This is a genomic window from Enterococcus alishanensis (assembly GCF_019218635.1).
Lineage (GTDB): Bacteria > Bacillota > Bacilli > Lactobacillales > Enterococcaceae > Enterococcus_A > Enterococcus_A alishanensis.
This window is the reverse complement of the sequence record NZ_JAHUZB010000004.1, coordinates 377,058-401,900: the sequence shown is the minus strand read 5'-3', so window position 1 is coordinate 401,900 and position 24,843 is coordinate 377,058. Positions and strand designations below refer to the sequence as shown.

Sequence of the window (24,843 nt, the reverse complement as noted above, 5' to 3'; positions counted from 1 at the left end):
AAGTGTCATGTTTTTAAATTTGTTAGGGATTACATTTATCTTTACAGCCTTAGGTTTATTACCAATTATTTATGATATTGTGCGGCGGAAAGGGCAAGGCGTAAAAAAAGGAATGATCATTTATCTTTTCTTCTTTATATGTTCCTTCATTTTTGTCTATTGGATGACGCCTCCGCAAAATTTAAGCTCAATTATTTCTAGTAATTTGACGGTCGCTTTTTTAATTAGTTTGGTGCTATTTTTTTCTTCACCGATAGAAAAAATAGCTGGACCAATCAGTGGTAAAGGAGTTAGAAATTTTCAATTTAAAGGCTTTGGCTTTCCTGCCAAAATTCCGGTACTTATTTTAGTCATCGGTATATTATTTGCGGCAGCCAGTGCTGTTTTACGAATCACTAGTATTAATAATGTTTACGATACCATCCAAGTAAAAAAAGTTAGCAAAACTGAAGAGCTTCGTTCGACTGAAGAAACGCCAATTGCTATCTCAACAGCCAGTGCACGCAATAAAATGCGTAAAATGATGAGTGTTGTGCCTAATAGCAATGTCTATGATCTAGGGACAATTACCGCGCAAAACGTTGATGGAGATTATGTTTATGTTGCCTCATTAGAATTTAAAGGATTAACAAAGTGGTTTAAATTCCGAGAATCACCCGGGTATTTGATTATCTCAGCAACCGATATTAATGCCCAACCGAAATTTGTTAAAAGTAAAATGAAATATATTCCAACGGCTTATTTAAATTATGATGCTGGTCGAAAGATATACTCTGAGGCGACACAATATGCCAATGTGGGTGCGGTGAACTTAGAAATCGCTAATGATGGCACACCTTATTATGTGCAAACTTTGACGAAAGAATACGGGATTAGCGGAATTACTTATTTTAATCGTTACAAAGTTGCTTTATTAAATGCCGTTACTGGTGATGTGAAAGTCTATGATTTAAAAGATGTGCCAAAATTCGTGGATGCGCCATTAACTAGTAAAGTTGCTCAAGAAATGAATCAATTTTATGGAAAATATGGCGATGGCTGGTGGAATTCTTTCTTTGGCCAGAAAAATGTCAAAGAACCAACTGATAATGGTATTTATTCCAATGGTGCGGTGACGCCTTTGTTAGATAAAAAAGATAATTTGTTGTATTTCACTGATTTCACTAGCCCAGATTCTTCTCAAGATTCGGCGTTAGGTTATAGTTTGATTAATGCTCGGACCGGTGTTTTACAATATTATCGTGATAAAAAAGGAATGATGGATAGTGATGGGGCGATTAGTGTCGCTTCGAAGATTTATCCAGAGAAAAAATGGAAGGCTCGTATGCCGATTTTATATAATGTTTCGGGAACGCCAACTTGGGTGATTTCTTTACTAGATTCCAATGGGATCTTCAAAAAATATGTTTATCTCAGTGCGATTGATAGTGATATTTTAGTAGATGGTGATACAGCCCAAGGAACATTGGACGCTTATCGAACACAGCTAGCGACAACTGATTCCAGTAATAACAATGTTGCAGCTAGTGATTTAACCGAATTTTCTGGTGTAGTTCGCAGAGTGAATCTCAATACGAATGGTACGACTACGACTGTTTCTTTCCTATTAGAAAATGACGAAACAATCTTTATTATGAATACCAGTAATAATTTATACTCGATCTTTTTAGAAGTTGGCGATACAGTAAGCTTTAAAGCCAATGTAATTAAAGGACAAACTACCGCAACAGTGGAGGATTTAACGATTCAAAATGTGACACCAGAATAAAAAAAGGGCAATGGTCAGCTGACCATTGCCTGTTTTTGTTATTGAACGCGAGGTTCTTTTGCTTCATTAATAGAATTTTTTGCTTTGTTACCAGTACGATTCATTGCTGATTTTGCTTTATCTGTTTGACGAGAAGCAAATTCACCAGTTGATTCAGCAGCGTCACCAACACGATCTTGGACTGTGACTGAATCTTCTTCATATTGTTCACGTGTTTTTACGTCAACCACATTTACATTGACTTCAATCACATCAAGACTAGTCATTTTGTTCATTTCTTCAGAAATAACTTTTTTGATTTGTTCATAGATATCAGTAATATCTTTACCGTATTCAGCCACAATATCTAAGTCAACAGCTACTTGTTTTTTTCCAACTTCTACATCAATTCCAGAAGTTACGTTATCAGTATTGACTAATTTTTCAGCTAAGTTAGAGAAAAATCCGCCATCAACAGTTAATAAACCATCAATTTTTTCTAAAGCAATCCCAACAATCTTTTGAATCACTTTGTCGTCAAAAGTTAGGTCACCTTTGATATTATGATTCTTTTCTGACATATCTGGTGTTGCCGGTGTTACTGGTTTGTTCATTTCTTTCGTATCCATAGTTCTCGTCCTCCTATTTTAATATCTTTTAAACTGATCAAAAAAACCAATTGACTGTAAATAATAGCCAAGATAACTTCCTATTAAGGTAAAGATGACCAGTAAAATTGTTTTTAAAAATCCAACTGTAATGAATAGAATCGCTAAAATTAAGCCAATCCCGCCAAAAATCAGTGGATACTTATAGCGCTTTAAAAAATTTTCCATAAGCTCCTCCTTATATCACTCGAGGTTGCTCTTGAGTTTGCGTTTTATTTGTCTTGAAGTTCTTAAAAGTGACCTCAGTAAAAACCTTCTCATTTGGACCAATTAAAGTAGTAATTTTATCTTTGATTTCGGCTGCCAACTGTTCCTGTTTAGTAGTGGCATGAAACATATTGCGCATTTTACCCTGTACTTTAATTTTAATTTTCTTCTTTTTAATCTTTACCTTTACATTTGGTTCAGATATATAAGGTTCTTGTTGAACGGTGGTCAATACAAAATTCTCCAGGGCTTTAGCTTGTACGATTAAAGCACCATCACTTTTTTCAAAGTGGAGCTCTTTACTCACATTGGGGAAGAAGATAATAACTAAAAGACCTATCAATAAAAGAATCATGAAGCCAAGACTAACCCAAAATAAAAATTCTGGGATATATTCACCAATTAAGGGATATTCTTTCATCGGTAAAAAGTTTAATTTTACCGGAGCAACATTTTGGTTTTCAATTATATTAAAAAAAAGTGGGAAGAAAAGTAAAATTAGCGCTAGAATTCCGATTATTTTCGTTAGTTTTCGCATCTAATTCATTCCTTCCTTTTATCTTTTACCTAGGAAGAATGAAACCACTGCAACTAGGATAATTGCACCAATGATTGAAGGAACAATTGCCATGCCGGCAAGTGATGGTCCCCAACTTCCTAAAATAGCTTGTCCAAGAGCTGAACCAACTAAACCAGCAATTATATTTGCAATGATTCCCATTGAAGAACCTTTCTTAGTGATTGCACCTGCAATAGCGCCAATCACACCACCAACGATTAATGACCATATAAGACCCATCGTAATCTCTCCTTTTTTATTTTAGATAGTAAATACCTAATTTTTTTGAGATGCTTATTCAATTCTTTTTCTGATTCTGATGTTTTTCGCATCATTCGGCGGGCCCTGCCTGTAAATGAAGCATACGACAATTACGGCTGGAAACGGTAATAATAAGACTTAAAAATACTATCAATTATTTATATATACAAAAATTTCTGATTGATTTTTGATTACTTCCTATTATATATACGGAAAAATATTTATTTTTTGTTCCAGAGTAATCATTTGATTTTTGACAAAAAATGTTTTTTTATTTATTTATTTAATTACATGGATAAAAAACAAGCAATAGTGGCCTTTAATTTGTGGAAGATTGAAAACTAAAAAACAGAAGATTCTTTAGTCTGAAAAATTATTTTACTAAAATCGAAAAAAATGCTTACGAAGAATTTTTTTCTGTGCTACCTTAATCAATGTGCTGAAAAATATTTCGTAACTTTTCAGAAAATATAATTCAGTCAAACAAAAAAGGAGTGGATGTAATGCCCAAAACAAAAACAGAAGGATTGCTTTTTACAACGATGATGTGTTTCATGATGGTCTTAGGAATGAGTACTTATAATTTAATTGTACATGGTGCTTTTTCAATAATGGCATTATTGACTGGCTTGATTCCCGGATTTGTTGTTGCATTTATTTTAGATGTATTTATCGTCGGAAAAGTGGCAAAATCGGTTGCTTTTAAATTACCAATCAACCAAGAAAAAATGTTGCATAAAATTTTAGCAATTTCCGGTTGTATGGTGACGGGGATGGTTTTATGTATGTCATTTTACGGTGTGATTTATGAACAAGGATTTAGTAGTCAATTTTTAGCTATGTATGGTCGGGCAATTTTAACCAACATCGTGATGGCTTTACCTTTACAACTATTAATAGTGGGTCCTATTTCAAGAAAAGCTTTAGCAACATTTCAAAAAATCTCAGAAAAAAATCGTTCAGTAGATGTAACACTAGATTAATTTTTCGGCACTTTCTAACACGGAGGTGTCTTTTTTTTGGACTATCATCAGAAAACCTTCTAGAATGTGTGAGAAGGGACTGATTCGAAAAATGAAGGGTGTCAAACAGACCTATTTGAAAAATATTAAAAGCGGTAGTTTTATTTTATTGTTGTTACTGCCTTTTTTATTAGTAGCTATTTTTTTCGCGGCAGAAAAAATTTATGAAGACAATTATGATATTGAAACGATTGGTGTTGTCAGCAATCTACCTGCTACCTTTAAACAATTAAAAGAAATCCCTCAAGAAGAATTTCATTTCGAAAAAATTACCACTAAAAAACAAGCCAAAAAACGTTTAATGAATAATAAAATCGACGCGTATATTGTTTTAAATACTTCTAGCACCAGTGTTGTGCGGGCCAAGCTGTACAGCAAAATTCCAGTAGGAATTAATGTGGAGGATGAGGTTTCGAGTATTGCTAGTGAGCTGCAGAGAAATTTGCGGGCTGAAGCGATTGATTTAGATGGTAGTTTGGTAGATCAAATTATTGTTCCTGCCCGATTTTCATTTCATCGAGTCGGTTTTCAAGGGCGTCGCATGGAAGTGATTCGTTCAGGCTCAGCAGGCTTTAAGTATTTGGTTTATTCTTTTACTACTTTGACGTTATTCATCTTTTTAATTCTATTTATCCCAATAACTACCGGAGAGTTTAGCCAAAAAGATCATCGTAGTTATCTAAGTAAGTTAATGGGAATTGCATTAGTAGGTTTGACCCAATTCATTGTTTGGAGTGGCGTGGGTATTGGCTTTTATCAACTGTTTAAGGAATCAGAATTATTAAGCTATTTTGTTTATTATGAACCAGTTAAAATTATTCTTGATGGTGATTTTCTAGCGCTGATCCTATTGATGTTGTTAGGCTTTTTACTATTTATTACTCTCGCGTCATTAAATGGTTTGATTGGTAAAAAAATAAATGAACAACCTAGCGGACAAACGGTAGTAATTTTAATTATTGCGGCTTTTGCAGTAAATCGTATTTTAGGCGAAGTTGATGCGGGAAATCAAATTACTGCGATTAGTTCCTATATTCCTTTTCTTTCGCAATTTAGTATGCCGTTAAGAATCGCTTCAGATGCGGTTACGACAAATGGCGCGCTTAGTGCCGTAGTGATTCTATTGGGTAGTTGGTTGTTGTTAACTGGCTTTGGTAGTTGGTGGGGAAAAAATAAACTTTGAGTTTTGTTAAGTAAAAAAGAAAATTTTTGCTAGAATTTCTTCACAATTGATTCATAATTTGTCGGTATTATCTATGTATACCAACAAACAACCCTAACACTTTTTCATTTTTAACTCCTAGCCCGCTAGTTCCCCGACTAGCGGGCATCCTTTTTTTAAAAATAAAATAAAATTCTTAAATTCCCGTGGTACACTTACTTTATAATAAAGGAGGCGCTATCATGGGGATTTTTTTATTACATTTTAGTCCTACAGGTTCTAGTAAAAGGGTCGGAAAGCTCTTAGCCAAAGTTTGGAAAGAGCCAGTGAAAAGAATTGATCTAACGAAACAAAATTTTGAATATGCTCATACTTTTAATCAGGAAGATGTGTGCTACTTCGCGGTTCCGGCATTTGGCGGTCGGGTACCGGCACTAGCCTTGGCACATTTGACAGAAATCCGTGGAAAGGAAACACCTGCTATTTTAATTGCTACGTATGGCAATCGAGCCTTTGACGATTTATTTTTAGAATTACAAGATTTCTTATCACCAAAAGGGTTTGTAGTAAATGCTGCTGTTGCCAGTGTGACGGAACATTCAATTGTCGGTGAGTTTGGAACAGGACGACCCAACGAAGCTGATATAGCTGAGTTGAATGATTTTGCCAAAAAAATCCAGATCAAAATCCAAGCCCAACCGAGTGAAATATCTGCTCTTGGAAACAAACCTTATCGTTCTTATCAAACAGCCGACTATCGTCCGTTGACCAGTGATGCCTGCACCGATTGTAAATTATGTGCTGAAAAATGTCCGACTTGTGCGATTCCTTATGAAAATCCGCGAGAAACTATTTTTGAAAAATGTATTTTATGTATGCGTTGTATTCATATCTGCCCAGAAAAAGCTCGTTATGTAGATCCCACAGCCATCGCATCACTAAAAAATCATTTACAAGAAGTGGCGACGGGACATAAAGCCAATCAACTTTTCTTGAAATAAAAGAATGACCACGAAAAAATAATTTTTCGTGGTCATTTTGAATTTCATGAGAGAGCTATATTTTTAATAAATAAATGAAGGCAAGAGCCGCTATAGTTTGAACAATTCCGACGGATAAGCCGTAGATTAAAAAGCGCGGTCCTTCTTTAATAAACTTGCGAAAATCGAGCCGTAAACCGATGGCAGCTAAAGCAGTTGTTTCAAACCAAGTACTGATGAAATGTGCACCATCAGAAAAAAGTGTTGGTAGATTAAAAAAGCTATTCAGGATGCAAACTCCTAAAAAAGCTAACACATACCAAGGCACCGGAAATTTTTTAGTCGTTTGTAATGTTGTTGGTGAAAGTTTTTTGGTTCTTTGTTGGAAGATAAAAACTACCACGACTAAAAATAAAATACGGGTAATTTTAAACAGCATGGCATAACTAACAGTTTCTTGATTGATTAGGCTAGCACCTGCTACTACTTGTCCGACTGATTGTAACGTACCACCTAATAAAGCACTACTGGTTAATAAATTCTTTCCTAATAGGGTGACGGCTAATAAAGGCAAGGCCAGCATCATGACAGTTCCTAATAAATTCACTAAAGTAATCACTTGGCCTTTTTCTTCATCATCGGCTCCGATGCTTGGCGCAATCGCACCAATCGCGGAAGATCCACAGACGGCATTTCCGCCGGCCATCATCATTGCCATCTTATCAGAAAAACCTAATTTTTTTCCTAGAAAAATTGCCGCAATAATTACAGTAGCCATCATGCAAATAATATAAAGCAAACCGTTAACACCTAAATGGCTAATGGTTTGAAAAGTTACAGTAAAACCTAATAGAACAACAGAATATTCTAGTAGACGACTTTCGGCAAATTTTGTTCCCATGGCCAAAGTGTCTTGTTTAAAAAATGTATTTCCTAAAATAATACCTGAAAATATCGCTATTGTTGCTCCGCCTAAGCTTGGAAAGAAAATCGCTAATAGTTTAGCAATGATTGCTACCCCAATCGATAAACTCAATCCTGGTAAAATCTTTTTCATAATGTCCCCTCTTTCTTTCCATATTATAAAGGATAACTACCATTATTATTATTAATTGATATAATAGCTTTAATTAAAATATTTGATGGAAGGGTTCACATGTTTAAATATCTAGAAACATTCAAAGTTGTATACGAAACCAAAAATTTCTCCAAAGCAGCAGAACTTTTATTTGTTGCCCAACCAACCGTCTCAGCTCAAATTAAACAATTGGAAAATGAGTTAGGCGTTACGCTATTTATCAGAAATGGTCGCAAAGAAATTTTGACTACGCCACAAGCAGAGCTTCTATATGAAAAAGGGTTGATGTTGTTAGAAGATTGGGAGATTTTGACGGAAACCTTGAAGCAACAAGAAAACCATCAGCTGCGAGCAATTATCGGCGCTTCGCATACCTTTGCCGTCTATCTGTTGCCTGATTTATTGATGCAATTAAAAAAATTGTTTCCTAAAATAAGCTTTACTATTAAAATGATGAACTCATTGGAAGTTATTCAAGCCTTGGAGCATCATGAAATTGATTTTGGCTTCATCGAAAAACCTTTGTCAGCAAAAAATCTGTTGCGCTTTCCTTTAATTGAAGATCAATTAGTTGTGGCTGGGGATCTAGAGCAGGGTCCTTGGTTAGTACGAGAAAAAACTTCAGGGGTGGCCTATTACACACACCGTTTTTTAGCAGAAAATGATATCCAACAGGAACAAATAGTTATCGAAAGCAATGAGGTTATCGTGTCTTTATTGAAAAAAGGCTTTGGTTGTTCGTTGATCTCTAAGCGAGCTGCAGCTGATCTGAATTATGAAAGCTTGTCTGAAAAATACATTCGCCATTTTTATTTAGTAAAAAGAGAACCACCATTACCGATAGACTTAAATAAAGTGTTTGACTGGATTAGGTTGAGAGGATTCGCTGAAAATAAATTGACAGAAAATTAAGGACTCTCTACAATGAACAAGAGTCATAGTAAGTAAAGAAAAGGAGAATAACATGAAACAAATTAAAATCGGCAGCACGAATTGGGAAGCTTCTAGCGTCATTTTAGGCATCATGCGGATGAGTAAAGTTTCTGCAAAAGAGGCGGCGACAGCTGTAGCAACTGCTTTTGAAAATGGGATTAATTATATTGATTCTGCAGACATGTATTCAGATGGTCAAGCAGAGATAGTTTTCGGTCAAGCGTTAAAAGATTCTGGTGTGAAGCGAGAAGATTTGTGGCTGCAATCTAAGGGCGGTATTATTCCAAGCAAAGAACAAGATAGTTTATATGGTGGACGCTATGATTTTTCTAAAGAACATCTATTGTCATCGGTGGATGGAATTTTAAAACGAATGGATGTTGATTACTTAGATGCTTACTTACTGCATCGCCCAGATCCTTTGATGGAAGTTGATGAAATCGCTGAGGCTTTTGATCTATTACAAGCAAGTGGAAAAGTTCGTCACTTTGGTGTTTCTAATTTTAACCCTGAGCAATTTAAATTGTTGCAAAGCGGTTTGAAACAACCATTATTAATTAACCAATTACAATTTAGTATTATGCACACAGGCATGGTTGATTTCGGTATGCATACCAACATGACAGACGCCCGCTCAATTAATCATGATGGTGGGTTGCTGGAATTTTCTCGCCGTAAAGGGGTAACAATTCAAGCTTGGTCACCATTCCAATACGGTTTCTTTGACGGCACTTTTATTAACAATGAAAAATTCCCTGAATTAAATCAATTGTTAGCTGATCTAGCTGAAAAATATGGGGTAGGCAAAAATGCCATTGCAACTGCTTGGATTTTAAGACATCCAGCCAATATGCAAGTTATTTTAGGAACGATGAATCCTGAAAGAATTGCTGACTCAGCCGCTGGAGGAAATGTAGTCCTAACAAAACAAGAATGGTATGACATTTATTACGCAGCTGGTAATGACATGCCCTAAAATTTTGAACGAGCTTTTTGCTCGTTCTTTTTTATGGACAAAAAGGATGCCCACTGGTCGGGGAACCAGTGGGCAAGGAGTTAAAAATGAAAAAGTAATAGGGTTGTTTGTTGGTATACTCATATAATAATCGCAAAAGATGAAAAAGTTAAGAATATTGCTTGAAAAAAAATTATTTTTATTCGAAAGATAAATTTATTCTGGTTTTTTTATGCTATTTGGATCAATGCCCAAAGCCTCTGCCATTTCTGGATTCACATAAAATTCTAGATTTTTAGCATGTTCGACTGGAATATCAGCTGGTTCAGCTTCGCCATTTAAAATTTTGGCTGCCATTTTTCCAGTTTGGACTCCCAGATCATGGTAGTTGACGCCGTAACTAGCTAAACCGCCTAATTTGGTTTCACTTACTGCACCGTAAACAAGTGGCACTTTTGCTTCCTTAACAACATCACCGGTAATTGTCGCTGCACTTGCCATTGTATTGTCTGTTGGAACGTAGATGCCATCACAAGAAGCAGCGACTTTTTCAGCGACCTGTTGCACATCGTTGGTGCTGGTGACGGTTTTTATTTCGTAATCGACACCCTTCTCATCTAATACTTCTTTAGCAATATCAATCTGAACTTGAGAATTAATTTCGCCGGAATTGTAGATCATACCAATTTTTTTAGCATCCGGTACAATTGATAAAAGTAACTCAATCTGTTTTTTCACAGGAGATAGATTACTGGTTCCAGTAACATTTCCCCCTGGTTTTTTATAATTATCAACTAATTTTGCTGTTTTCAAATCGGTCACAGAAGTTACTACAATCGGAATATCGCTAGTCATAGTTGCCAAACTTTGAGCTGCTGCTGTTGTAATTCCTAATAACAAATCTGGATCTTCTTTGATTAGATTTTCAGTCATGGAACGCAGATTGTCTTGATTGTTTTGGGCATTTTGATAATTGATTTTAATATTTTCGCCATCGACAAAGCCTTCTTCTGCTAAACCATCGACAAAACCTTCGTAAGATTGATCCAAAGAATCGTGTTCCACTAATTGTAAAACGCCGATTTCTTTGACATCATCCTTTTGACTGTCGGCACTACTATTTCCACAAGCCGCCAAAGTCAGTAAACCTAGTACGCTTAAACTACATAACAACATTTTTTTCATAAATATCTTCCCCTTCGTATAAAAAAAGTCATCCACCTATTTCTAAGTGGATGACGAAAATACAAAGACAAATTTATTTTGCCTAGCCACTTAGAAAAAATCCTACGTGGCCACGCCGAAACGCTACAGCCATCATAGATACATGTCGTCTGCATCCACAATGTCTGGTTGCAAACTTACCTAAAATAGCTATAGTAATATTGGTTATTCAGTTGTGAGTGTTTTTGTAATGTCATGAAAAATCCCTCCAACTTTTGTTAAAGATGAGTATACAGTAAGAAAAATGAGATGTAAATAATAAAATGAAAATAATTCACATGTTTTAGCCAATGAGTCTATGATCGATTTTTTGACTATTTAAAAACCATAAACGATGGTAATCTCCGACTAATACTGTAAATTCAGCTTTTTTTCCTATTTCTGCTAGCTTTTCAGTCAAATAATTTCGTAAAATCCAAGGCTCTTCGATTGATTCTATTTTAAGATTTAAAATATTTTCGATTCGCGCTGGTGTGGTCATTAAATCATTAGCGACTTGTTCTAGGGTTAATCCAGATAAAGTAAAATTTCTTTTTAAATCATCAATTGTCTGCTGTTGTTCTGTTTGATTGAGCGACATGTAATTCCCCTCCATAGTTGTATTTACAACTTAATCTGCGATGAGTTTACGCTGATAAGATTTGTTTGTCAATTAAATAGTTGTAAATAAAACTGTTTTTCGTTAAGTTTAATTGGAGGTGATTAGCGTGGAGAAAAATCTTGATTCATTAGCAGAGAAAGTTCATCATTTGGAAAGTTTACAGCAAAGATTTGTTCATAAAGAGTTAAAAAAAATAGGGTTAAATATGTTGCAAGCTCGAACCCTAGATTTTTTAGCGGTTTATCCCAATGTAATTCAAACTGATTTAGCCGATTATTTAGGAAAACAAAAAGCAACAGTCACGAATTTATTGAAAGTATTAGAAAATAAGAATTTAGTTGAACGTAAGCAGTCCACCGATAATGCTCGCCAAAAAAAACTTTCTTTAAGCACCTCCGGTAATCAAAAGGTTTTGTTGATTCAAGCAATTTTTGCTAAGCTAGACAAAAAACTAACGGGGAATTTAGCGACATCAGAAATAGACGAACTCAATCAACAATTTGCTCGTTTAATCGATGCCTTTTAATAGAAAGTAGGCTAGGTAATGGAAATCAAAAAATCAGGGTCAACAGCGGTATTTGCCGCACTAGGAGCCAATATTTTAGTAGCGATCAGCAAATTTATTGGATTTTTACTTAGTGGGAGCGCCGCTATGATGAATGAAAGTATCCACAGTGTAGTGGATTGTAGTAATCAAATTTTGTTATTATTTGGCAACCAAAGGGCCGGTCGAGGTCAAAGTGATTTGCATCAATTCGGCGAAGGTCGGGCGAAATATTTTTTCAGTACAATCGTCGCCACGATGCTGTTTTTTGGTGGTGGTGCATTGGGCGTAATGGAAGCTTTTCAAAAGCTAATTCACCCCAATCATGCAGTTGAAAACCCGGTGATCGTTTTAGTCATTTTAGTCTTTGGTATATTGGTGGAAGGGAGTTCTTTGCGAGTAGCTTTCAAAGAAATCGGTGAGTTGAATCGTGAAAAATTACCTTTATTTAAATTTTTAAAAGAAAGTCGCTATAGTGAAATTTTGATTATTTTTACAGAAGATTTTTGTGCTGTTTTAGGATTGATTTTAGCGATTGTTGGAACGATTTTAACAATGGTAACAGAAAATCCAATTTTTGATGCATTAAGTGGGTTGTTGATTGGTTTAATGCTAATGTTTGCTTCTATTTTTCTAGCGCGCGAATTTTACAGTTTGATGATTGGCGAGAGTGTCTCGAGTCAAGACTTAACCAAGATAAAAACCGCTTTTCAACGGCCAGAAGTTAAACGTTTAATCGACATCAAAACAGTCCATTTAGCACCGACGGAAATTATGATTGCTGCAAAAATTGATATAGCTGATGATTTTGAAGAAATCAGTTATGATGTTGTCAATAATATTGAAGCGGATATCCGTCAAAATCTGTCAGATAAAAAGGCTTATATCTACATTGAGACTGATGAGTATGATCCTAATTATCAACAATCAAAGGACTGAAAATAATGCCAGCAATTCGATTTTTTTTCACGTATTCAAAAGAATTTTTACGTCGTTGGGGTAGTTATACATTATTGATTATTGGAACAAATTTGGCATTGACCTATATAGCGATTCCAGTGTTTCAATTTTTGACAGCGGAAATTTTAAAACTAGGAAATATCCCTTATGTTTCAAACACCAATATTTTAAATATTCTTACCAAACATCCTGCCGTTTTGGCGGCTTTGTTATTATTGATGCTCCTTATTTTTGCTTTAATTTTCTGGCAATTTACTTTTCAACTGCTGGGGATTCGGGTATTACAAACGAATAGCCAAGAATCGTTTTGGCGGAATTTTAAAACAGCTATCTTGCAAATGCGGTATTTACGCCCGGGAACATTTTTCTTCTTCATTTTTTATTTTATTTTGATTTTGCCTTTCGCAAATGCTGTTTTCAGAACCCCTTTATTGAGCAAAGTGACAATACCGGTTTTTATTTTAGACTATCTAGCGAATAATTGGGCTGTGTCGCTACTATTACTGTTGTTATCTGGAATCGTATATTATATAGGGATCCGACTGTTGTTTGTTTTACCCTTGATGATTTTTAAACAATATCGAGCGTGGGCGGCGGTTAGAGAAAGCTGGCAGTTAACGGCGAAACATTTTTGGCGCTACGTTCTTCAAATTTTCTTTCTTTCATTCGTATTGTCGCTTATTTCAGGAATAGGCTTTGAAGTAAGCTATTTGTTGCAAGTTTTATTTGATCAACTACCAGGAAAGCTACCGCTAATCTTTGCCATGTTAAATTTAACTGGCGTCCAGATGTTTAGTCAATTTATGATTGGTTGGACAAGTGTCTTATATTTTAGTTTACTAGTGCAAAAATTTTATCCATTGGTAGTTAATGAAGAAAACGCATTGAAAATAAAATGGGTTTTGTGGACGCGTTTAATAGCCGGTGCAGTTATTCTAATTTTTGGTGGCTCTGCTTTGATTGCTAATGGATTGTATTTGGCCGGTCTTTATCCATTAGAACCTTTAGTTATTTCCCATCGTGGTGTGGACAATCAAAATGGTGTGCAAAATACCATTCCTGCTATGACAAAAACCATGAAAATCAAGCCAGATTATATAGAAATGGATATTCATGAAACAAAGGACCATCAATTTGTCGTGATGCACGATGAGAATTTAAAAAAATTAACAGGTGTAAATAAAGCACCTTATCAATTAACATTAGCAGAATTGACTGAATTAACCGCTCATGAAAATGGCTATAGTGCCAAAATTGCCAGTTTTGATGACTATCTAGCTTATGCGAATCAGCACAAGCAAAAATTATTAATTGAAATCAAAACAACCTCTCATGATTCAAAGGATATGTTGGAGCGATTTATTCAGAAGTATCAACAAAATATTTTAACCAATCAACATCAAATTCAATCACTAGATTACCAAGTTGTCAGCGGCTTAAAAGAAAAAGCACCAAAATTATTTGTCAGCTATATTTTGCCGTTCAATCTAACTTTTCCTCAGACAGTAGCCAACGCCTATACGATGGAAGAAACTACTTTAACCAGTGAATTCATTGAGCAAGCCACTAGCGCAAATAAGCAAGTTTATGCTTGGACAGTAAATGACAGTGACAGTATGGATCGTATGATGTTTATGGGTGCTGATGGGATTATTACTGATAATATTACATTGTTAAAAGAACAAATAAAAAATTTCCAAGACAATCCTAGTTATGCTAAAAGAATTGAGCTTTACATTAACCGATTACCAAGCTTTGATGGAAAACCGCAAGAAAATTAGTAGAATACTTAAATATCCAGCAATTTTTAGTTAACCTGACTAAATTAATCAATGGTTATGTTAAAATAGCAATAGCTTTCACAAGGAGTTAGGATACATTATTTTATTGTGTTTGCTCAGGTAATCAAAAAACGATTGAAGTGAAAACAGCAAGAAATGATAATATAAAACATTGATGTTTAGAGGGAGCGTTTAGATGAGAAAAAGAGGCTTTGAAGTAGTTTCAGCTTTCAAGGATCAAAATATTCAATTACCGCAGCGAGCAACTGAAAATGCCGCTGGTTATGATTTTGAAGCCGCCGAAGATATTGTTATTCCAGCAGTTTGGAAACAATTAATTCATCATTTTGTTAGTAATAAAACGGTCGATGAAAAGTTAGTAAAACCTGTATTAGTAGCAACTGGAATCAAGTCTTACATGGGCGAAGATGAGTATTTACAATTAGCTAATCGCTCCAGTAATCCATTAAAACGCTTTTTAGTGTTAAGCAATGGTGTCGGTGTGATCGATAGTGACTATTATAATAATCCAGACAATGAAGGACATATTATGTTCCAATTTTCTAATTTTGGATTAACTGATGTCAAAATAAAAAAAGGTGAACGGATTGGGCAAGGCATTTTCTTACCATTCTTAAAAGCCGATAACGATGTGGCAAATGAAAAACGCACCGGCGGTTTTGGTTCATCTGGTAAAGAGTAGGTGATTCAATGGCAAAAAAAGCAAAAGTTCAATTTGTTTGTCAAAACTGTGGTTACGTTTCACCTAAATATTTAGGACGATGCCCACAGTGTGGCAAATGGAATACTCTAGTTGAAGAAATTCAACAAGACACGGAAGATCGGCGTAATCGCGTAAGTTTAACCGGTGAAAAAGCGCAGCCTACAAAATTAAAAGATGTTGTCTTCACAAAAGAAACCAGAATTCAAACAGAATTAGCTGAATTAAATCGGGTTTTAGGAGGCGGTGTTGTTCCAGGATCATTGGTTTTAATTGGTGGAGATCCCGGGATTGGGAAATCAACATTACTTTTACAGGTGTCTCATCAATTAGCTGCGACTGGCGGGAAAGTATTGTATGTTTCCGGCGAAGAAAGTGCCCAACAAATAAAATTGCGGGCAGAACGATTGGGTTCTAGCGATACTGATTTTTATTTATATGCAGAAACAGATATGGCAGAAATTACTCATGCGATTGAACAACTTAAACCAGATTATGTGATTATCGATTCGATTCAAACCATGACGCAACCAGATATTACTAGTGTTGCTGGTTCAGTCAGCCAAGTCCGAGAAACCACTGCCGAATTAATGAAGATTGCAAAAACCAATGGAATTGCGATTTTTATTGTGGGGCATGTAACTAAAGAAGGAAATATTGCTGGACCGCGCATGTTGGAGCATATGGTGGATACAGTGCTTTATTTTGAAGGCGAAAAACACCACAGCTTCCGAATTTTGCGGGCAGTTAAAAACCGTTTTGGTTCTACTAATGAAATTGGCATTTTTGAAATGCGAGAACGGGGACTGGTAGAAGTTGCTAATCCTTCACAAGTATTTTTAGAAGAACGCTTGGCTGGTGCGACTGGTTCAGCAATTGTCGTAGCTTTAGAAGGCAGCCGACCAATTTTGGTTGAGATTCAAGCTTTAGTATCACCGACTGTTTTTGGTAATGCTAAACGGACCACTACAGGGTTGGATTTTAATCGCGTTTCATTAATTATGGCAGTTCTGGAAAAAAGAGCAGGATTATTATTGCAAAACCAAGATGCCTTTTTAAAAGCAGCAGGTGGCGTAAAATTAAATGAACCAGCGATTGATTTGGCTTTAGCAGTTGCAATTGCTTCAAGCTATGAAGAAAAAGGCACCGCATCCAATGAATGTTTTATCGGTGAAATTGGTCTAACTGGTGAAGTACGACGCGTTTCTAGTGTTGAATCACGGGTAAAAGAGGCGGCAAAATTAGGTTTTAAAAAGATTTATCTACCTAAGAATAATCTAGGTGATTGGACGCCGCCAAAAGGTATTGAATTAGTGGCAGTTACAACATTAGCTGAAACATTGAAAAAAGTATTTAAATAAAAGGAGGCGAGAAACACATGCAAAAAAGAATTTTAGTGGTCATTATTACGTTAGTGGGAATGAGCTTAGGCATTTCCTTCTTACCACTAGCGTGGATGGCCCTAAGACAAGGTGGCAACATGTGGTTGAATAATACCTTCACTAATGGCTTAATCGGTGCAATTATTTTCTTCTTATTATCTTTAGTCATTGCTGATCCTATCTCAACTGGATTAAAAACCATCGAAAAACGGTTAAACGAATTTAGTCTGACTTATTTACTATTTGGTGCAATTGGGACCATTCTAGGTTTGACACTAGGTTTGATTGTAGCAACACCATTAAATCGATTACCGATTCCTTTTGTCAATAGTGCGTTACCAGTATTGTTGATGATTTTATTAGGTTACTTTGGTTTTCGTGTGGGAACGACTCGAATTGATGAGTGGCGAAAAATTTTCTCTACTAAGAAAAAGACTGAAGAGAGCAATGAAAACAAGGTTTTAGAGCGAAAAGCGGGAGACAATTTCCGTAAATATAAAATCTTGGATACTAGCGTGATTATCGACGGACGGATTTATGATATTGCACGAACAGGATTTTTAGAAGGTGTCTTGCTGATTCCTAATTTCGTGTTATATGAGTTACAATATATCGCCGATTCTGGTGATAGTTTGAAACGTGTCAGAGGTCGTCGTGGCTTGGATATTTTAAATGCTTTGCAAAAAGAAGAAGATATTCAAGTGGAGATGTACGATGGTGACTTTGAAGACATTAGTGAAGTTGATAGTAAATTAATTAAATTGGCTAAATTGTTAGATGGGGTCATCGTTACTAACGATTACAATTTAAATAAAGTATCAGAATTTCAAAATGTGGCTGTTCTAAATATTAATGCCTTAGCGAATGCTGTTAAACCAGTGGTCATTCCTGGAGAAACGATGAATGTATTGGTGGTAAAAGCTGGAACAGAACGTCAACAAGGTGTTGCTTATCTTGATGATGGTACGATGGTAGTCGTGGAAGATGGCCAACACTATATGAACGAACATATTGAAGTTGTGGTCACCAGTGCGTTGCAAACAGCAGCTGGTCGAATGATTTTTGCAAAACCTGCTCATTCGAGTCGCAACATTAAAGATGATAGTCCTGAGAAAAAAATTGAGTTTCAAGGAAAATAGACCTACTGTCCTTTACTAAATTGGACTTTGATTGTAAAATTTGGGAATAAGGCAAAAAATCTTTGTTACCTGGGAAAGAGGAAAAGACATGTCAAAAATTCGTGTACGCTACGCACCAAGTCCAACAGGACACTTACACATTGGAAACGCTAGAACAGCTTTGTTTAATTATTTATTTGCTCGCCATAACGATGGTGAATTTATTATTCGGATTGAAGATACAGACCAAAAACGAAATATCGAAGATGGTGAAAAATCTCAATTAGAAAACTTAGCATGGCTAGGTATTGACTGGGATGAAAGTCCAGAAAAACCAGGAGAATACGGTCCTTACCGCCAATCTGAACGTAGTGACATTTACCAACCACTAATCGATCAATTATTATTATCTAATCTTGCTTACAAATGTTATTGTACGCCAGAAGAATTAGAAGAAGAACGTGAAGCGCAACGTGCACGCGGCGAAATGCCTCACTACTCTGGGAAATGCGCGCATTTAACGCCAGCAGAACAAGCAGAAAAAGAAGCCGCTGGTTTGAAACCAGTCATTCGTTTCCGTGTACCTCGCAATGAAACGTATACTTTTAACGATATTGTGAAAGGTGAAATTAATTTTGAATCAGATAATGTTGGTGGCGATTTTGTCATTCAAAAACGGGATGGCATGCCAACTTATAATTTTGCAGTAGCAGTAGATGACCACATGATGAAAATCACTCATGTTTTACGTGGCGATGATCATATTGCCAACACGCCAAAACAATTAATGATTTATGATGCTTTTGAATGGAAACGACCACAATTTGGTCACATGACCTTAATTATCAACACTGAAACAGGTAAAAAATTAAGTAAACGTGATGAAAGTATTTTACAATTTATCGAACAATACCGTGATTTAGGTTATTTGCCAGATGCGATGTTTAATTTTATTGCGTTGTTAGGTTGGTCACCAGTCGGCGAAGATGAAATCTTTTCGAAAGAAGAATTAATCAAGATTTTTGACACTGCTCGTTTGAGTAAATCACCAGCTTCATTTGATGCTAAAAAGCTAGAATGGGTCAACAACAGTTATATTAAAGCTATGGATTTAGATGATTTGACAGATTTGGCATTGCCATTTTTAATCAAAGCCGGTAAAGTAGAAGAAAATCCAGATGCTGACAAAAAAGCTTGGGTGAAACGTATTGTGGCATTGTATCAACCACAAATGAGTTATGCAGCCGAAATCGTCGAAGTATCCAATCTTTTCTTTGAAGAACATCCAGTTTTAGATGAAGCAGCACAAGCTGTGTTGGCAGATGAAACAGTACCAATGGTCTTAGCCGCTTTTAAAGAACAATTGTCTGCATTAGATACAGTTGACGCAGCAAGTGTTTTAGCAGCGATTAAAGCTGTTCAAAAAGAAACTGGTATAAAAGGAAAAGCTTTATGGATGCCGATTCGGGTAGCAGTAAGTGGCGTAACACACGGACCAGAACTACCAGAAACTGTTGAATTATTAGGTAAAGAAAAAGCTTTAGCACATTTAAATCAAGTCATTTAAACACGTTGATAAGAAGAAGTAAGCAAATTTTATTTTCCAGAGAGGTTGCGGTAGCTGAAAGTAACCAAATAATATTTGACGAAATGCATCTTGGAGTGGTTTTAGCGATAAGTAGCTAAAAACGGTCGCAGCCGTTATTTGCTTGAAGGCAGAAGAATCTGTAAAGAAAAGTGGAACCACGCAAAGCGCGTCTTTTGAGTTATACTCGAAGGACGTGCTTTTTTTACATATTAAAAAATGAGTTGAATCAAAAAGGGAGTTGAAGGGAATGAATTGGTGGCAACAAGCTTTAAAAGTAGCAAAGAAAAATGATCCAGCCGTAAAATCCAGCATTGAAGTTATTTTGACTTATCCAGGGTTTCACGCGTTATTTTTCCATCGACTATCGCATTTTCTATATCGTCATCGCTGGCATTTGTTGGCACGGATAAATTCACAATTTTGGCGTTTTTTAACCAATATTGAGATTCACCCGGGCGCAAAAATCGCGCCTGGAGTTTTTATTGACCATGGAGCGGCTGTTGTGATTGGTGAAACAGCGGAAATTGAGACAGATGTGGTAATGTTTCATGGTGTGACATTAGGTGGTACCGGAAAAGATTCTGGTAAACGCCACCCAACTGTTCGCAAAGGAGCATTCATTTCAGCCCATACACAAGTTTTAGGACCAATCGAAATTGGCGAATATGCAAAAACCGGTGCTGGCTCGGTCGTGTTACACAATGTTCCTGCTCACGCAACAGTAGTAGGCGTACCAGCTGAAATTGTTCGATTAAATGGAAAGAAGGTTCATCATGATTAAAATTTACAATACTTTAACGCGGGAGAAAGAAAATTTTGTTCCGATTAAAGAAAATGAAGTCCATATGTATGTCTGTGGACCAACAGTTTATAATTATATTCATATTGGGAATGCCCGCAGTACGATTGCTTTTGATACGATTCGTCGGTATTTTGAATACCGCGGATTCGATGTCAATTATGTCTCAAACTTTACTGATGTTGACGATAAAATTATTCGAGCAGCAAAAGAATTAAAAATTTCAGCTCCAGAAGTGGCGGATCGTTTCATTGCTGCTTTTGAAGAAGATACTACTGCTTTAAATGTCAAAAAAGCGACTTTACATCCTCGCGTGATGGATCATATTCCCGACATTATTGCATTTATTGAAGTATTGATTGCTAAAGAATACGCCTACGAGGTGAATGGGGATGTTTATTATCGAACCCGCAAATTTACTCATTATGGTGAATTAAGTGATCAAAGTATTGATGAATTAGAAATTGGTGCCAGTCAACGAACTGGTGCTGAACAAAATATTAAAGAAGATCCATTAGATTTTGCTTTATGGAAAAGTGCTAAACCAGATGAAATTTCATGGGAATCCCCTTGGGGTGCTGGTCGTCCTGGCTGGCATATTGAATGTTCTGTGATGGCGACCAAACATCTAGGTGACACGATTGATATTCATGGTGGTGGACAAGATTTGGAATTTCCCCATCATGAAAATGAAATTGCCCAAAGTGAAGCTAAAACGGACCAAAAATTTGCTAATTATTGGATGCATAATGGTTACGTTACAGTCGGTGAAGATGATGTGAAAATGAGTAAATCTTTAGGGAACTTTACGACCGTTCATGACATTATTAAAGAAATTGATCCACAAGTCTTGCGCTTTTTTATGGCAACAACTCAGTATCGTCGACCGATTCGTTACAGCGAAGGGACAATGAAAGATGCCCAGGTGAATCTGCAAAAAATAAAAACAGCTTTGGAGAATACGGAGTTTCGCTTCACTTCAGCTGTTGAAAAATTAAGCGATGATGCAGTAAAATTTGCAGAAATCGCTGAATTGAAATCTCGCTTTATGCAAGAAATGGACGATGATTTTAATGCTGCTAACGGAATCACTGTCGTTTATGAATTTGTTAAGTGGTTGAATACTTATAGTGAACAGACTGAAGTTTCGATAGCTGTTTTAGAAGTAGCTTTGTCTGAATATAAAGCAATGTTAGAAGTATTTGGCATTATTTTTGCAGCGGAAAATTTATTGGATCAGGAAATTGATGATTTGATTAATGAACGAAATCAAGCTCGCAAAGATAAGGATTTTGCTCGTAGTGATGAAATTCGTGATTTGTTGAAGGAACAAGGAATTGTCTTGGAAGATACCCCACAAGGCACGAGATGGAGACGGGAATAATGGCAGATTATAAACAATTAAACGGTTTGGCTTTAGCTTATGTGGGAGATGCGATTTACGAAACCTATATTCGTGATTATTTGGTGCGTCAAGGTCAAACACGACCGAACAAATTACATCATATGGCGACTCATTATGTCTCCGCTAAAGCACAAGCATTTTTAATTGAACAAATGGAAGCAGAAAATATGTTATCAGAAGAAGAAGCAGGTATTTATCGACGAGGGCGTAATGCCAAAAGCTATACTTCTGCGAAAAATACTGATATTATGACGTACCGCAGATCAACTGGCTTTGAAGCCTTGATGGGTTATTTACATCTGTTGGAAAGAAAAGAGCGCTTGGAAGAATTGATTTCTTGGTGCATCAAAAAAGTAGGTGAAACCAATGAAAGATAAACGGCGCAATTACAAAGAAAAATTTCCCAAAAATAAAAAAAGACCGGCTCAAACAACTGAATCAGAGCATTTGCAAGAAGCAGATGATAATTTTGTTTTTGGTCATCATGCTACAGTAGAGGCTTTGCAAGCAGGTCGCGGTAATAAATTATTTATTCAAGAAGATGCTCATAGTGACAAAATTGATCAATTAAAAAGCTTAGCGAAAGAACACGCGGTGCCTTTAAAATGGGTACCTAAACAAAAATTAGATACTTTAAGTGACGGCGGAGTTCATCAAGGAATTATCCTAGCAATTACTCCTTATGAATATTTGAGTTTAGATGAATTATTAGAAAAAAATCCTAAAGAATCTGAACCGTTCTTCTTAATTTTAGATAGTTTGGAAGATCCTCATAATTTTGGATCGATTTTACGAACAGCTGACGCTAGTAATGTCAGTGGTGTGATTATTCCCAAACATCGTTCCGTAGGGATCACACCGGTGGTTACCAAAGCATCAACTGGTGCCGTGGAATATGTACCAATTGCAAGAGTGACCAATCTTTCCCAGACAGTTCAGCAATTAAAAGATGCTGGTTTTTGGATTTTTGGTACCGATATGGAAGGCACTGATTACCGGAAATGGCAAGTCAATGGTCCAATTGCTTTAATTATTGGCAATGAAGGTCGTGGAATGAGTGCTGGTTTGAAAAAAGAAGTTGATGAAATGTTAACCATTCCAATGGAAGGACATGTACAAAGCTTGAATGCCGGCGTTGCGGCTAGCTTATTAATGTATGAAGTGTTGCGGAAAAGAAGTGATTTGACATGAAAAAGCAAATTTTGATTGTCGATGGCTATAATATGATTGGTGCCTGGCCTGAGCTTGTTAGCTTGAAAAACCAAGATCGACTAGAAGAAGCACGGGAAGATTTGCTAAATCAGTTATCTAATTATGCTAAATATGAAGGATTAGAAATTATAGTTGTTTTTGATGCCCAATTTGTCCCTGGGATTACCCAAAGTTTTTCAAAATACCAGTTGACAGTAGTTTTTACTAAAGAAGATGAGACGGCGGATAGTTATATTGAACGAACCGCTGGAGAATTGAATACGCGTCTGACGCAGGTTACGGTAGCGACTAGTGATATGGCAGAACAATGGACTATTTTTTCTCAAGGAGCCTTGCGAACATCGGCGCGAGAATTATATAAAGCGATTGAAACAACTGAAAAAGCAATTGCTGGAAAAACTGCAGATGTTTTTTTTCAAGATTATCGGCGAAATTCTCCGTGGGATGAGAGGCAGTTGCAAAAATTGTCTAAAAAAAGGGACGAATTGAGCCAAGATTAGTCAAATTCGTGTAAAGCGCTCCTCTTATTTCAAAAAGTTAGTATCCTCTAGTTAAAGGAGGAGAACAGATGAAATCAGAGAAGGACGCGATCAAGGAAAGTGATTGTTTTGAAGAATTATTTGATAAGTATTCACCGGTTATTTTTCGAATGCGGACACGCTATTATATTCGTGATTTTGAGTCTGACGATTGGCTACAAGAAGGACGTTTAGCTTTATTAAAAGCAATTAAAACTTATAAAAAAGACCAAGGAACGACTTTTGGATTATATTATAAGACAGTTTTAGAAAATCATATTTGCTCTTTATTAAGGAAACAAGAAGCTAAAAAAAGAAAAGCGTTACATCAGTCAATTTCAATTGAAAATAGCGGCTTAGAATTATTTACTGATTATCTTTTTTATAATGAGTATATCGAAGAGCAAGTGTCCATCTGTGATCAGTTTGATCATAATAGAATTCAACTGTCTGATCTGGAACGTCAAACACTCCATTACTATATTCAAGGTTATAATCTAGATGAAATCAGTTCGATGGTTGATCAAGAAGAAAGAAAGGTCAGTAATGCGCTGAATCGAGTAAAAAATAAAATTAAAACAGAAATCACCTTTTAAAATGATGAGTATTTGTACGCTTAATTATTAATAAATATTTCTTGCAATGAAATTTCTCTTATGATACTATTGTTGACTTGTATAATTTGTGTTATAGTATAACCTGAGGTGAACTGTACAATGCCAACAACTTTAGCAACGATTAAGAAAAATTTGGAAGACCGGATCGGTAGCCAAATTATGCTTGTAGCGCAAACAGGCAGAAAACGTCAAACACAACGCAAGGGAATCTTAACTGAGACTTATCCATCTGTGTTTGTAGTTGATTTGGATCCAGAGGAAAATTCTTTTGAACGTGTTTCATACAGCTACTCAGATGTATTAACACAAACCGTGGAAATCGAATTTTTAAGTGAAGCAATATAAAAATAAAAAAACTATGGAAATTTTATTCCATAGTTTTTTTATTTTGATCTTTTAACAAGTCGCGAATTTCTGCTAAATAGTCTTCAGCAGTAGGCGCAGCAGGAGCCGCTTCTTCGGCGGTTTGTTTTTTGTTTAAATCTTTGGCTTTATTAGCAAATTTTACGATTAAGAATAAAACAAATCCAGTAATGATAAAAGTAATAATGGCGCTAGCTAAATCACCAAAAGCAAAAGTTACTCCTTTGACAGGTGTCCAATCTAGGACAGAAGTTGCATCATCTAATTTTTGGCCATTTGTTACTAGAGAGACAAACCACCCAATTAATGGTGTAATCACACCATTGACTACATTGGTTACGATGGCGGTAAAAGCACTCCCAATAACGACCCCAACAGCCAAGTCTAAAACATTCCCACGCATTAAAAAGTCACGAAATTCTTTAAGCATATTTTTCA

28 protein-coding genes and 1 other annotated feature are annotated in these 24,843 nt (G+C 36.0%); of the genes, 20 read left to right on the top strand and 8 right to left on the bottom strand.

Annotated elements, in window-relative coordinates; genetic code table 11:
* Nucleotides 1–7: 7 nt before the first annotated feature.
* The gene (locus KUA55_RS12295; RefSeq protein ID WP_218326658.1) at nucleotides 8–1,768 is read left to right on the top strand and encodes a DNA-binding protein; all 1,761 of its coding nucleotides are present in this window, start codon (nucleotides 8–10) and stop codon (nucleotides 1,766–1,768) included.
* Nucleotides 1,769–1,806: 38 nt separating this feature from the next.
* Here KUA55_RS12295 and KUA55_RS12290 read toward each other — a convergent pair whose 3' ends face one another.
* Genes KUA55_RS12290 through KUA55_RS12275 form a run of 4 tightly spaced genes read right to left on the bottom strand, consistent with a single transcriptional unit; the run spans nucleotide 1,807 to nucleotide 3,421 of the window.
* Nucleotides 1,807–2,376, bottom strand: a complete 570-nt coding sequence (locus KUA55_RS12290; RefSeq protein WP_218326656.1) for an Asp23/Gls24 family envelope stress response protein — start codon at nucleotides 2,374–2,376, stop codon at nucleotides 1,807–1,809.
* Nucleotides 2,377–2,394: 18 nt separating this feature from the next.
* Nucleotides 2,395–2,583 (bottom strand): DUF2273 domain-containing protein, encoded by a 189-nt coding sequence (locus KUA55_RS12285; RefSeq protein WP_218326654.1) that lies wholly within the window; start codon nucleotides 2,581–2,583, stop codon nucleotides 2,395–2,397.
* Nucleotides 2,584–2,593: 10 nt separating this feature from the next.
* Nucleotides 2,594–3,160 (bottom strand): alkaline shock response membrane anchor protein AmaP, encoded by a 567-nt coding sequence (gene amaP / locus KUA55_RS12280; protein ID WP_218326653.1) that lies wholly within the window; start codon nucleotides 3,158–3,160, stop codon nucleotides 2,594–2,596.
* Between the two features lie 18 nt (nucleotides 3,161–3,178).
* A complete protein-coding gene (locus tag KUA55_RS12275; protein WP_218326651.1) occupies nucleotides 3,179–3,421 on the bottom strand; it encodes a GlsB/YeaQ/YmgE family stress response membrane protein in 243 nt (80 codons plus the stop codon).
* 524 nt (nucleotides 3,422–3,945) lie between these two features.
* On the opposite strand from KUA55_RS12275, the gene KUA55_RS12270 reads away from it, so the two are divergent.
* From KUA55_RS12270 to KUA55_RS12260, 3 genes are all read left to right on the top strand, one after another.
* Nucleotides 3,946–4,425 (top strand): DUF2798 domain-containing protein, encoded by a 480-nt coding sequence (locus KUA55_RS12270; RefSeq protein WP_218326650.1) that lies wholly within the window; start codon nucleotides 3,946–3,948, stop codon nucleotides 4,423–4,425.
* Between the two features lie 91 nt (nucleotides 4,426–4,516).
* The gene (locus tag KUA55_RS12265; protein ID WP_218326649.1) at nucleotides 4,517–5,647 is read left to right on the top strand and encodes an ABC transporter permease; all 1,131 of its coding nucleotides are present in this window, start codon (nucleotides 4,517–4,519) and stop codon (nucleotides 5,645–5,647) included.
* Nucleotides 5,648–5,868: 221 nt separating this feature from the next.
* Nucleotides 5,869–6,627, top strand: a complete 759-nt coding sequence (locus tag KUA55_RS12260; RefSeq protein WP_218326648.1) for an EFR1 family ferrodoxin — start codon at nucleotides 5,869–5,871, stop codon at nucleotides 6,625–6,627.
* A gap of 55 nt (nucleotides 6,628–6,682) precedes the next feature.
* Here the strand turns inward: KUA55_RS12260 and KUA55_RS12255 are convergent, their stop codons facing one another.
* The gene (locus tag KUA55_RS12255) at nucleotides 6,683–7,663 is read right to left on the bottom strand and encodes a YeiH family protein (RefSeq protein ID WP_218326647.1); all 981 of its coding nucleotides are present in this window, start codon (nucleotides 7,661–7,663) and stop codon (nucleotides 6,683–6,685) included.
* 99 nt (nucleotides 7,664–7,762) lie between these two features.
* On the opposite strand from KUA55_RS12255, the gene KUA55_RS12250 reads away from it, so the two are divergent.
* The gene (locus KUA55_RS12250; protein WP_218326646.1) at nucleotides 7,763–8,596 is read left to right on the top strand and encodes a LysR family transcriptional regulator; all 834 of its coding nucleotides are present in this window, start codon (nucleotides 7,763–7,765) and stop codon (nucleotides 8,594–8,596) included.
* A 52-nt stretch (nucleotides 8,597–8,648) separates the two neighbouring features.
* Complete coding sequence (locus KUA55_RS12245) at nucleotides 8,649–9,593, top strand: aldo/keto reductase (RefSeq protein WP_218326645.1); 945 nt, start codon at nucleotides 8,649–8,651, stop codon at nucleotides 9,591–9,593.
* A gap of 195 nt (nucleotides 9,594–9,788) precedes the next feature.
* On the opposite strand, the gene KUA55_RS12240 is transcribed toward KUA55_RS12245, so the two are convergent.
* Nucleotides 9,789–10,757: an ABC transporter substrate-binding protein gene (locus tag KUA55_RS12240; protein ID WP_218326643.1), complete on the bottom strand. Its 969-nt coding sequence runs from the start codon at nucleotides 10,755–10,757 to the stop codon at nucleotides 9,789–9,791.
* Nucleotides 10,758–11,079: 322 nt separating this feature from the next.
* Nucleotides 11,080–11,376 carry a DUF2316 family protein gene (locus tag KUA55_RS12235; protein ID WP_218326641.1) on the bottom strand — a complete coding sequence of 99 codons (297 nt, stop codon included), beginning with the start codon at nucleotides 11,374–11,376 and terminating at the stop codon, nucleotides 11,080–11,082.
* Nucleotides 11,377–11,503: 127 nt separating this feature from the next.
* Here KUA55_RS12235 and KUA55_RS12230 point away from each other — a divergent pair, with 127 nt between their 5' ends.
* From KUA55_RS12230 to KUA55_RS12165, 14 genes are all read left to right on the top strand, one after another.
* On the top strand, nucleotides 11,504–11,923 hold the full coding sequence (locus KUA55_RS12230) for a MarR family winged helix-turn-helix transcriptional regulator (protein ID WP_218326639.1): 420 nt from the start codon (nucleotides 11,504–11,506) through the stop codon (nucleotides 11,921–11,923).
* Nucleotides 11,924–11,941: 18 nt separating this feature from the next.
* Nucleotides 11,942–12,880: a cation diffusion facilitator family transporter gene (locus tag KUA55_RS12225; RefSeq protein ID WP_218326637.1), complete on the top strand. Its 939-nt coding sequence runs from the start codon at nucleotides 11,942–11,944 to the stop codon at nucleotides 12,878–12,880.
* 5 nt (nucleotides 12,881–12,885) lie between these two features.
* Complete coding sequence (locus KUA55_RS12220; RefSeq protein WP_218326635.1) at nucleotides 12,886–14,682, top strand: glycerophosphoryl diester phosphodiesterase membrane domain-containing protein; 1,797 nt, start codon at nucleotides 12,886–12,888, stop codon at nucleotides 14,680–14,682.
* A gap of 196 nt (nucleotides 14,683–14,878) precedes the next feature.
* Entirely contained in the window at nucleotides 14,879–15,385 is a 507-nt protein-coding gene (locus KUA55_RS12215; protein WP_218326633.1) for a dCTP deaminase/dUTPase family protein, read from the top strand.
* Between the two features lie 8 nt (nucleotides 15,386–15,393).
* Nucleotides 15,394–16,764, top strand: a complete 1,371-nt coding sequence (radA, locus tag KUA55_RS12210) for a DNA repair protein RadA (RefSeq protein WP_218326631.1) — start codon at nucleotides 15,394–15,396, stop codon at nucleotides 16,762–16,764.
* A gap of 17 nt (nucleotides 16,765–16,781) precedes the next feature.
* Complete coding sequence (locus KUA55_RS12205; RefSeq protein ID WP_218326630.1) at nucleotides 16,782–17,924, top strand: PIN/TRAM domain-containing protein; 1,143 nt, start codon at nucleotides 16,782–16,784, stop codon at nucleotides 17,922–17,924.
* 88 nt (nucleotides 17,925–18,012) lie between these two features.
* Nucleotides 18,013–19,470, top strand: coding sequence for a glutamate--tRNA ligase (gene gltX, locus KUA55_RS12200; protein ID WP_218326629.1), 1,458 nt, complete (start codon nucleotides 18,013–18,015; stop codon nucleotides 19,468–19,470).
* Nucleotides 19,467–19,668 (top strand) — a binding site (T-box leader). (Overlaps the previous gene by 4 nt.)
* Nucleotides 19,669–19,738: 70 nt before the next feature.
* Nucleotides 19,739–20,272, top strand: coding sequence for a serine O-acetyltransferase (gene epsC / locus KUA55_RS12195; protein WP_218326628.1), 534 nt, complete (start codon nucleotides 19,739–19,741; stop codon nucleotides 20,270–20,272).
* Nucleotides 20,265–21,674 carry a cysteine--tRNA ligase gene (gene cysS / locus KUA55_RS12190; protein ID WP_218326627.1) on the top strand — a complete coding sequence of 470 codons (1,410 nt, stop codon included), beginning with the start codon at nucleotides 20,265–20,267 and terminating at the stop codon, nucleotides 21,672–21,674. Before epsC ends, cysS begins: the two co-directional genes overlap by 8 nt.
* Nucleotides 21,674–22,072, top strand: coding sequence for a Mini-ribonuclease 3 (locus KUA55_RS12185; protein WP_218326626.1), 399 nt, complete (start codon nucleotides 21,674–21,676; stop codon nucleotides 22,070–22,072). The genes cysS and KUA55_RS12185 overlap by 1 nt, the downstream gene beginning before the upstream one ends.
* Nucleotides 22,062–22,886, top strand: coding sequence for a 23S rRNA (guanosine(2251)-2'-O)-methyltransferase RlmB (gene rlmB / locus KUA55_RS12180; protein ID WP_218326625.1), 825 nt, complete (start codon nucleotides 22,062–22,064; stop codon nucleotides 22,884–22,886). The genes KUA55_RS12185 and rlmB overlap by 11 nt, the downstream gene beginning before the upstream one ends.
* A complete protein-coding gene (locus KUA55_RS12175; RefSeq protein WP_218326624.1) occupies nucleotides 22,883–23,407 on the top strand; it encodes an NYN domain-containing protein in 525 nt (174 codons plus the stop codon). Before rlmB ends, KUA55_RS12175 begins: the two co-directional genes overlap by 4 nt.
* A gap of 68 nt (nucleotides 23,408–23,475) precedes the next feature.
* Nucleotides 23,476–24,021 carry a sigma-70 family RNA polymerase sigma factor gene (locus KUA55_RS12170; protein WP_218326623.1) on the top strand — a complete coding sequence of 182 codons (546 nt, stop codon included), beginning with the start codon at nucleotides 23,476–23,478 and terminating at the stop codon, nucleotides 24,019–24,021.
* Between the two features lie 120 nt (nucleotides 24,022–24,141).
* The gene (locus KUA55_RS12165; RefSeq protein ID WP_218326622.1) at nucleotides 24,142–24,387 is read left to right on the top strand and encodes a Veg family protein; all 246 of its coding nucleotides are present in this window, start codon (nucleotides 24,142–24,144) and stop codon (nucleotides 24,385–24,387) included.
* A 22-nt stretch (nucleotides 24,388–24,409) separates the two neighbouring features.
* On the opposite strand, the gene mscL is transcribed toward KUA55_RS12165, so the two are convergent.
* Complete coding sequence (gene mscL / locus KUA55_RS12160) at nucleotides 24,410–24,835, bottom strand: large conductance mechanosensitive channel protein MscL (protein ID WP_218326621.1); 426 nt, start codon at nucleotides 24,833–24,835, stop codon at nucleotides 24,410–24,412.
* Between the last annotated feature and the right edge of the window lie 8 nt (nucleotides 24,836–24,843).

Bases quoted from the DNA above. Each gene is read 5' to 3' on its own strand.
- KUA55_RS12295 (WP_218326658.1), top strand. From the start codon at position 8: ATGTTTTTAAATTTGTTAGGGATTACATTTATCTTTACAGCCTTAGGT.
- KUA55_RS12290 (WP_218326656.1), bottom strand. From the start codon at position 2,376: ATGGATACGAAAGAAATGAACAAACCAGTAACACCGGCAACACCAGAT.
- KUA55_RS12285 (WP_218326654.1), bottom strand. From the start codon at position 2,583: ATGGAAAATTTTTTAAAGCGCTATAAGTATCCACTGATTTTTGGCGGG.
- amaP (WP_218326653.1), bottom strand. From the start codon at position 3,160: ATGCGAAAACTAACGAAAATAATCGGAATTCTAGCGCTAATTTTACTT.
- KUA55_RS12275 (WP_218326651.1), bottom strand. From the start codon at position 3,421: ATGGGTCTTATATGGTCATTAATCGTTGGTGGTGTGATTGGCGCTATT.
- KUA55_RS12270 (WP_218326650.1), top strand. From the start codon at position 3,946: ATGCCCAAAACAAAAACAGAAGGATTGCTTTTTACAACGATGATGTGT.
- KUA55_RS12265 (WP_218326649.1), top strand. From the start codon at position 4,517: ATGAAGGGTGTCAAACAGACCTATTTGAAAAATATTAAAAGCGGTAGT.
- KUA55_RS12260 (WP_218326648.1), top strand. From the start codon at position 5,869: ATGGGGATTTTTTTATTACATTTTAGTCCTACAGGTTCTAGTAAAAGG.
- KUA55_RS12255 (WP_218326647.1), bottom strand. From the start codon at position 7,663: ATGAAAAAGATTTTACCAGGATTGAGTTTATCGATTGGGGTAGCAATC.
- KUA55_RS12250 (WP_218326646.1), top strand. From the start codon at position 7,763: ATGTTTAAATATCTAGAAACATTCAAAGTTGTATACGAAACCAAAAAT.
- KUA55_RS12245 (WP_218326645.1), top strand. From the start codon at position 8,649: ATGAAACAAATTAAAATCGGCAGCACGAATTGGGAAGCTTCTAGCGTC.
- KUA55_RS12240 (WP_218326643.1), bottom strand. From the start codon at position 10,757: ATGAAAAAAATGTTGTTATGTAGTTTAAGCGTACTAGGTTTACTGACT.
- KUA55_RS12235 (WP_218326641.1), bottom strand. From the start codon at position 11,376: ATGTCGCTCAATCAAACAGAACAACAGCAGACAATTGATGATTTAAAA.
- KUA55_RS12225 (WP_218326637.1), top strand. From the start codon at position 11,942: ATGGAAATCAAAAAATCAGGGTCAACAGCGGTATTTGCCGCACTAGGA.
- KUA55_RS12220 (WP_218326635.1), top strand. From the start codon at position 12,886: ATGCCAGCAATTCGATTTTTTTTCACGTATTCAAAAGAATTTTTACGT.
- KUA55_RS12215 (WP_218326633.1), top strand. From the start codon at position 14,879: ATGAGAAAAAGAGGCTTTGAAGTAGTTTCAGCTTTCAAGGATCAAAAT.
- radA (WP_218326631.1), top strand. From the start codon at position 15,394: ATGGCAAAAAAAGCAAAAGTTCAATTTGTTTGTCAAAACTGTGGTTAC.
- KUA55_RS12205 (WP_218326630.1), top strand. From the start codon at position 16,782: ATGCAAAAAAGAATTTTAGTGGTCATTATTACGTTAGTGGGAATGAGC.
- gltX (WP_218326629.1), top strand. From the start codon at position 18,013: ATGTCAAAAATTCGTGTACGCTACGCACCAAGTCCAACAGGACACTTA.
- epsC (WP_218326628.1), top strand. From the start codon at position 19,739: ATGAATTGGTGGCAACAAGCTTTAAAAGTAGCAAAGAAAAATGATCCA.
- cysS (WP_218326627.1), top strand. From the start codon at position 20,265: ATGATTAAAATTTACAATACTTTAACGCGGGAGAAAGAAAATTTTGTT.
- KUA55_RS12185 (WP_218326626.1), top strand. From the start codon at position 21,674: ATGGCAGATTATAAACAATTAAACGGTTTGGCTTTAGCTTATGTGGGA.
- rlmB (WP_218326625.1), top strand. From the start codon at position 22,062: ATGAAAGATAAACGGCGCAATTACAAAGAAAAATTTCCCAAAAATAAA.
- KUA55_RS12175 (WP_218326624.1), top strand. From the start codon at position 22,883: ATGAAAAAGCAAATTTTGATTGTCGATGGCTATAATATGATTGGTGCC.
- KUA55_RS12170 (WP_218326623.1), top strand. From the start codon at position 23,476: ATGAAATCAGAGAAGGACGCGATCAAGGAAAGTGATTGTTTTGAAGAA.
- KUA55_RS12165 (WP_218326622.1), top strand. From the start codon at position 24,142: ATGCCAACAACTTTAGCAACGATTAAGAAAAATTTGGAAGACCGGATC.
- mscL (WP_218326621.1), bottom strand. From the start codon at position 24,835: ATGCTTAAAGAATTTCGTGACTTTTTAATGCGTGGGAATGTTTTAGAC.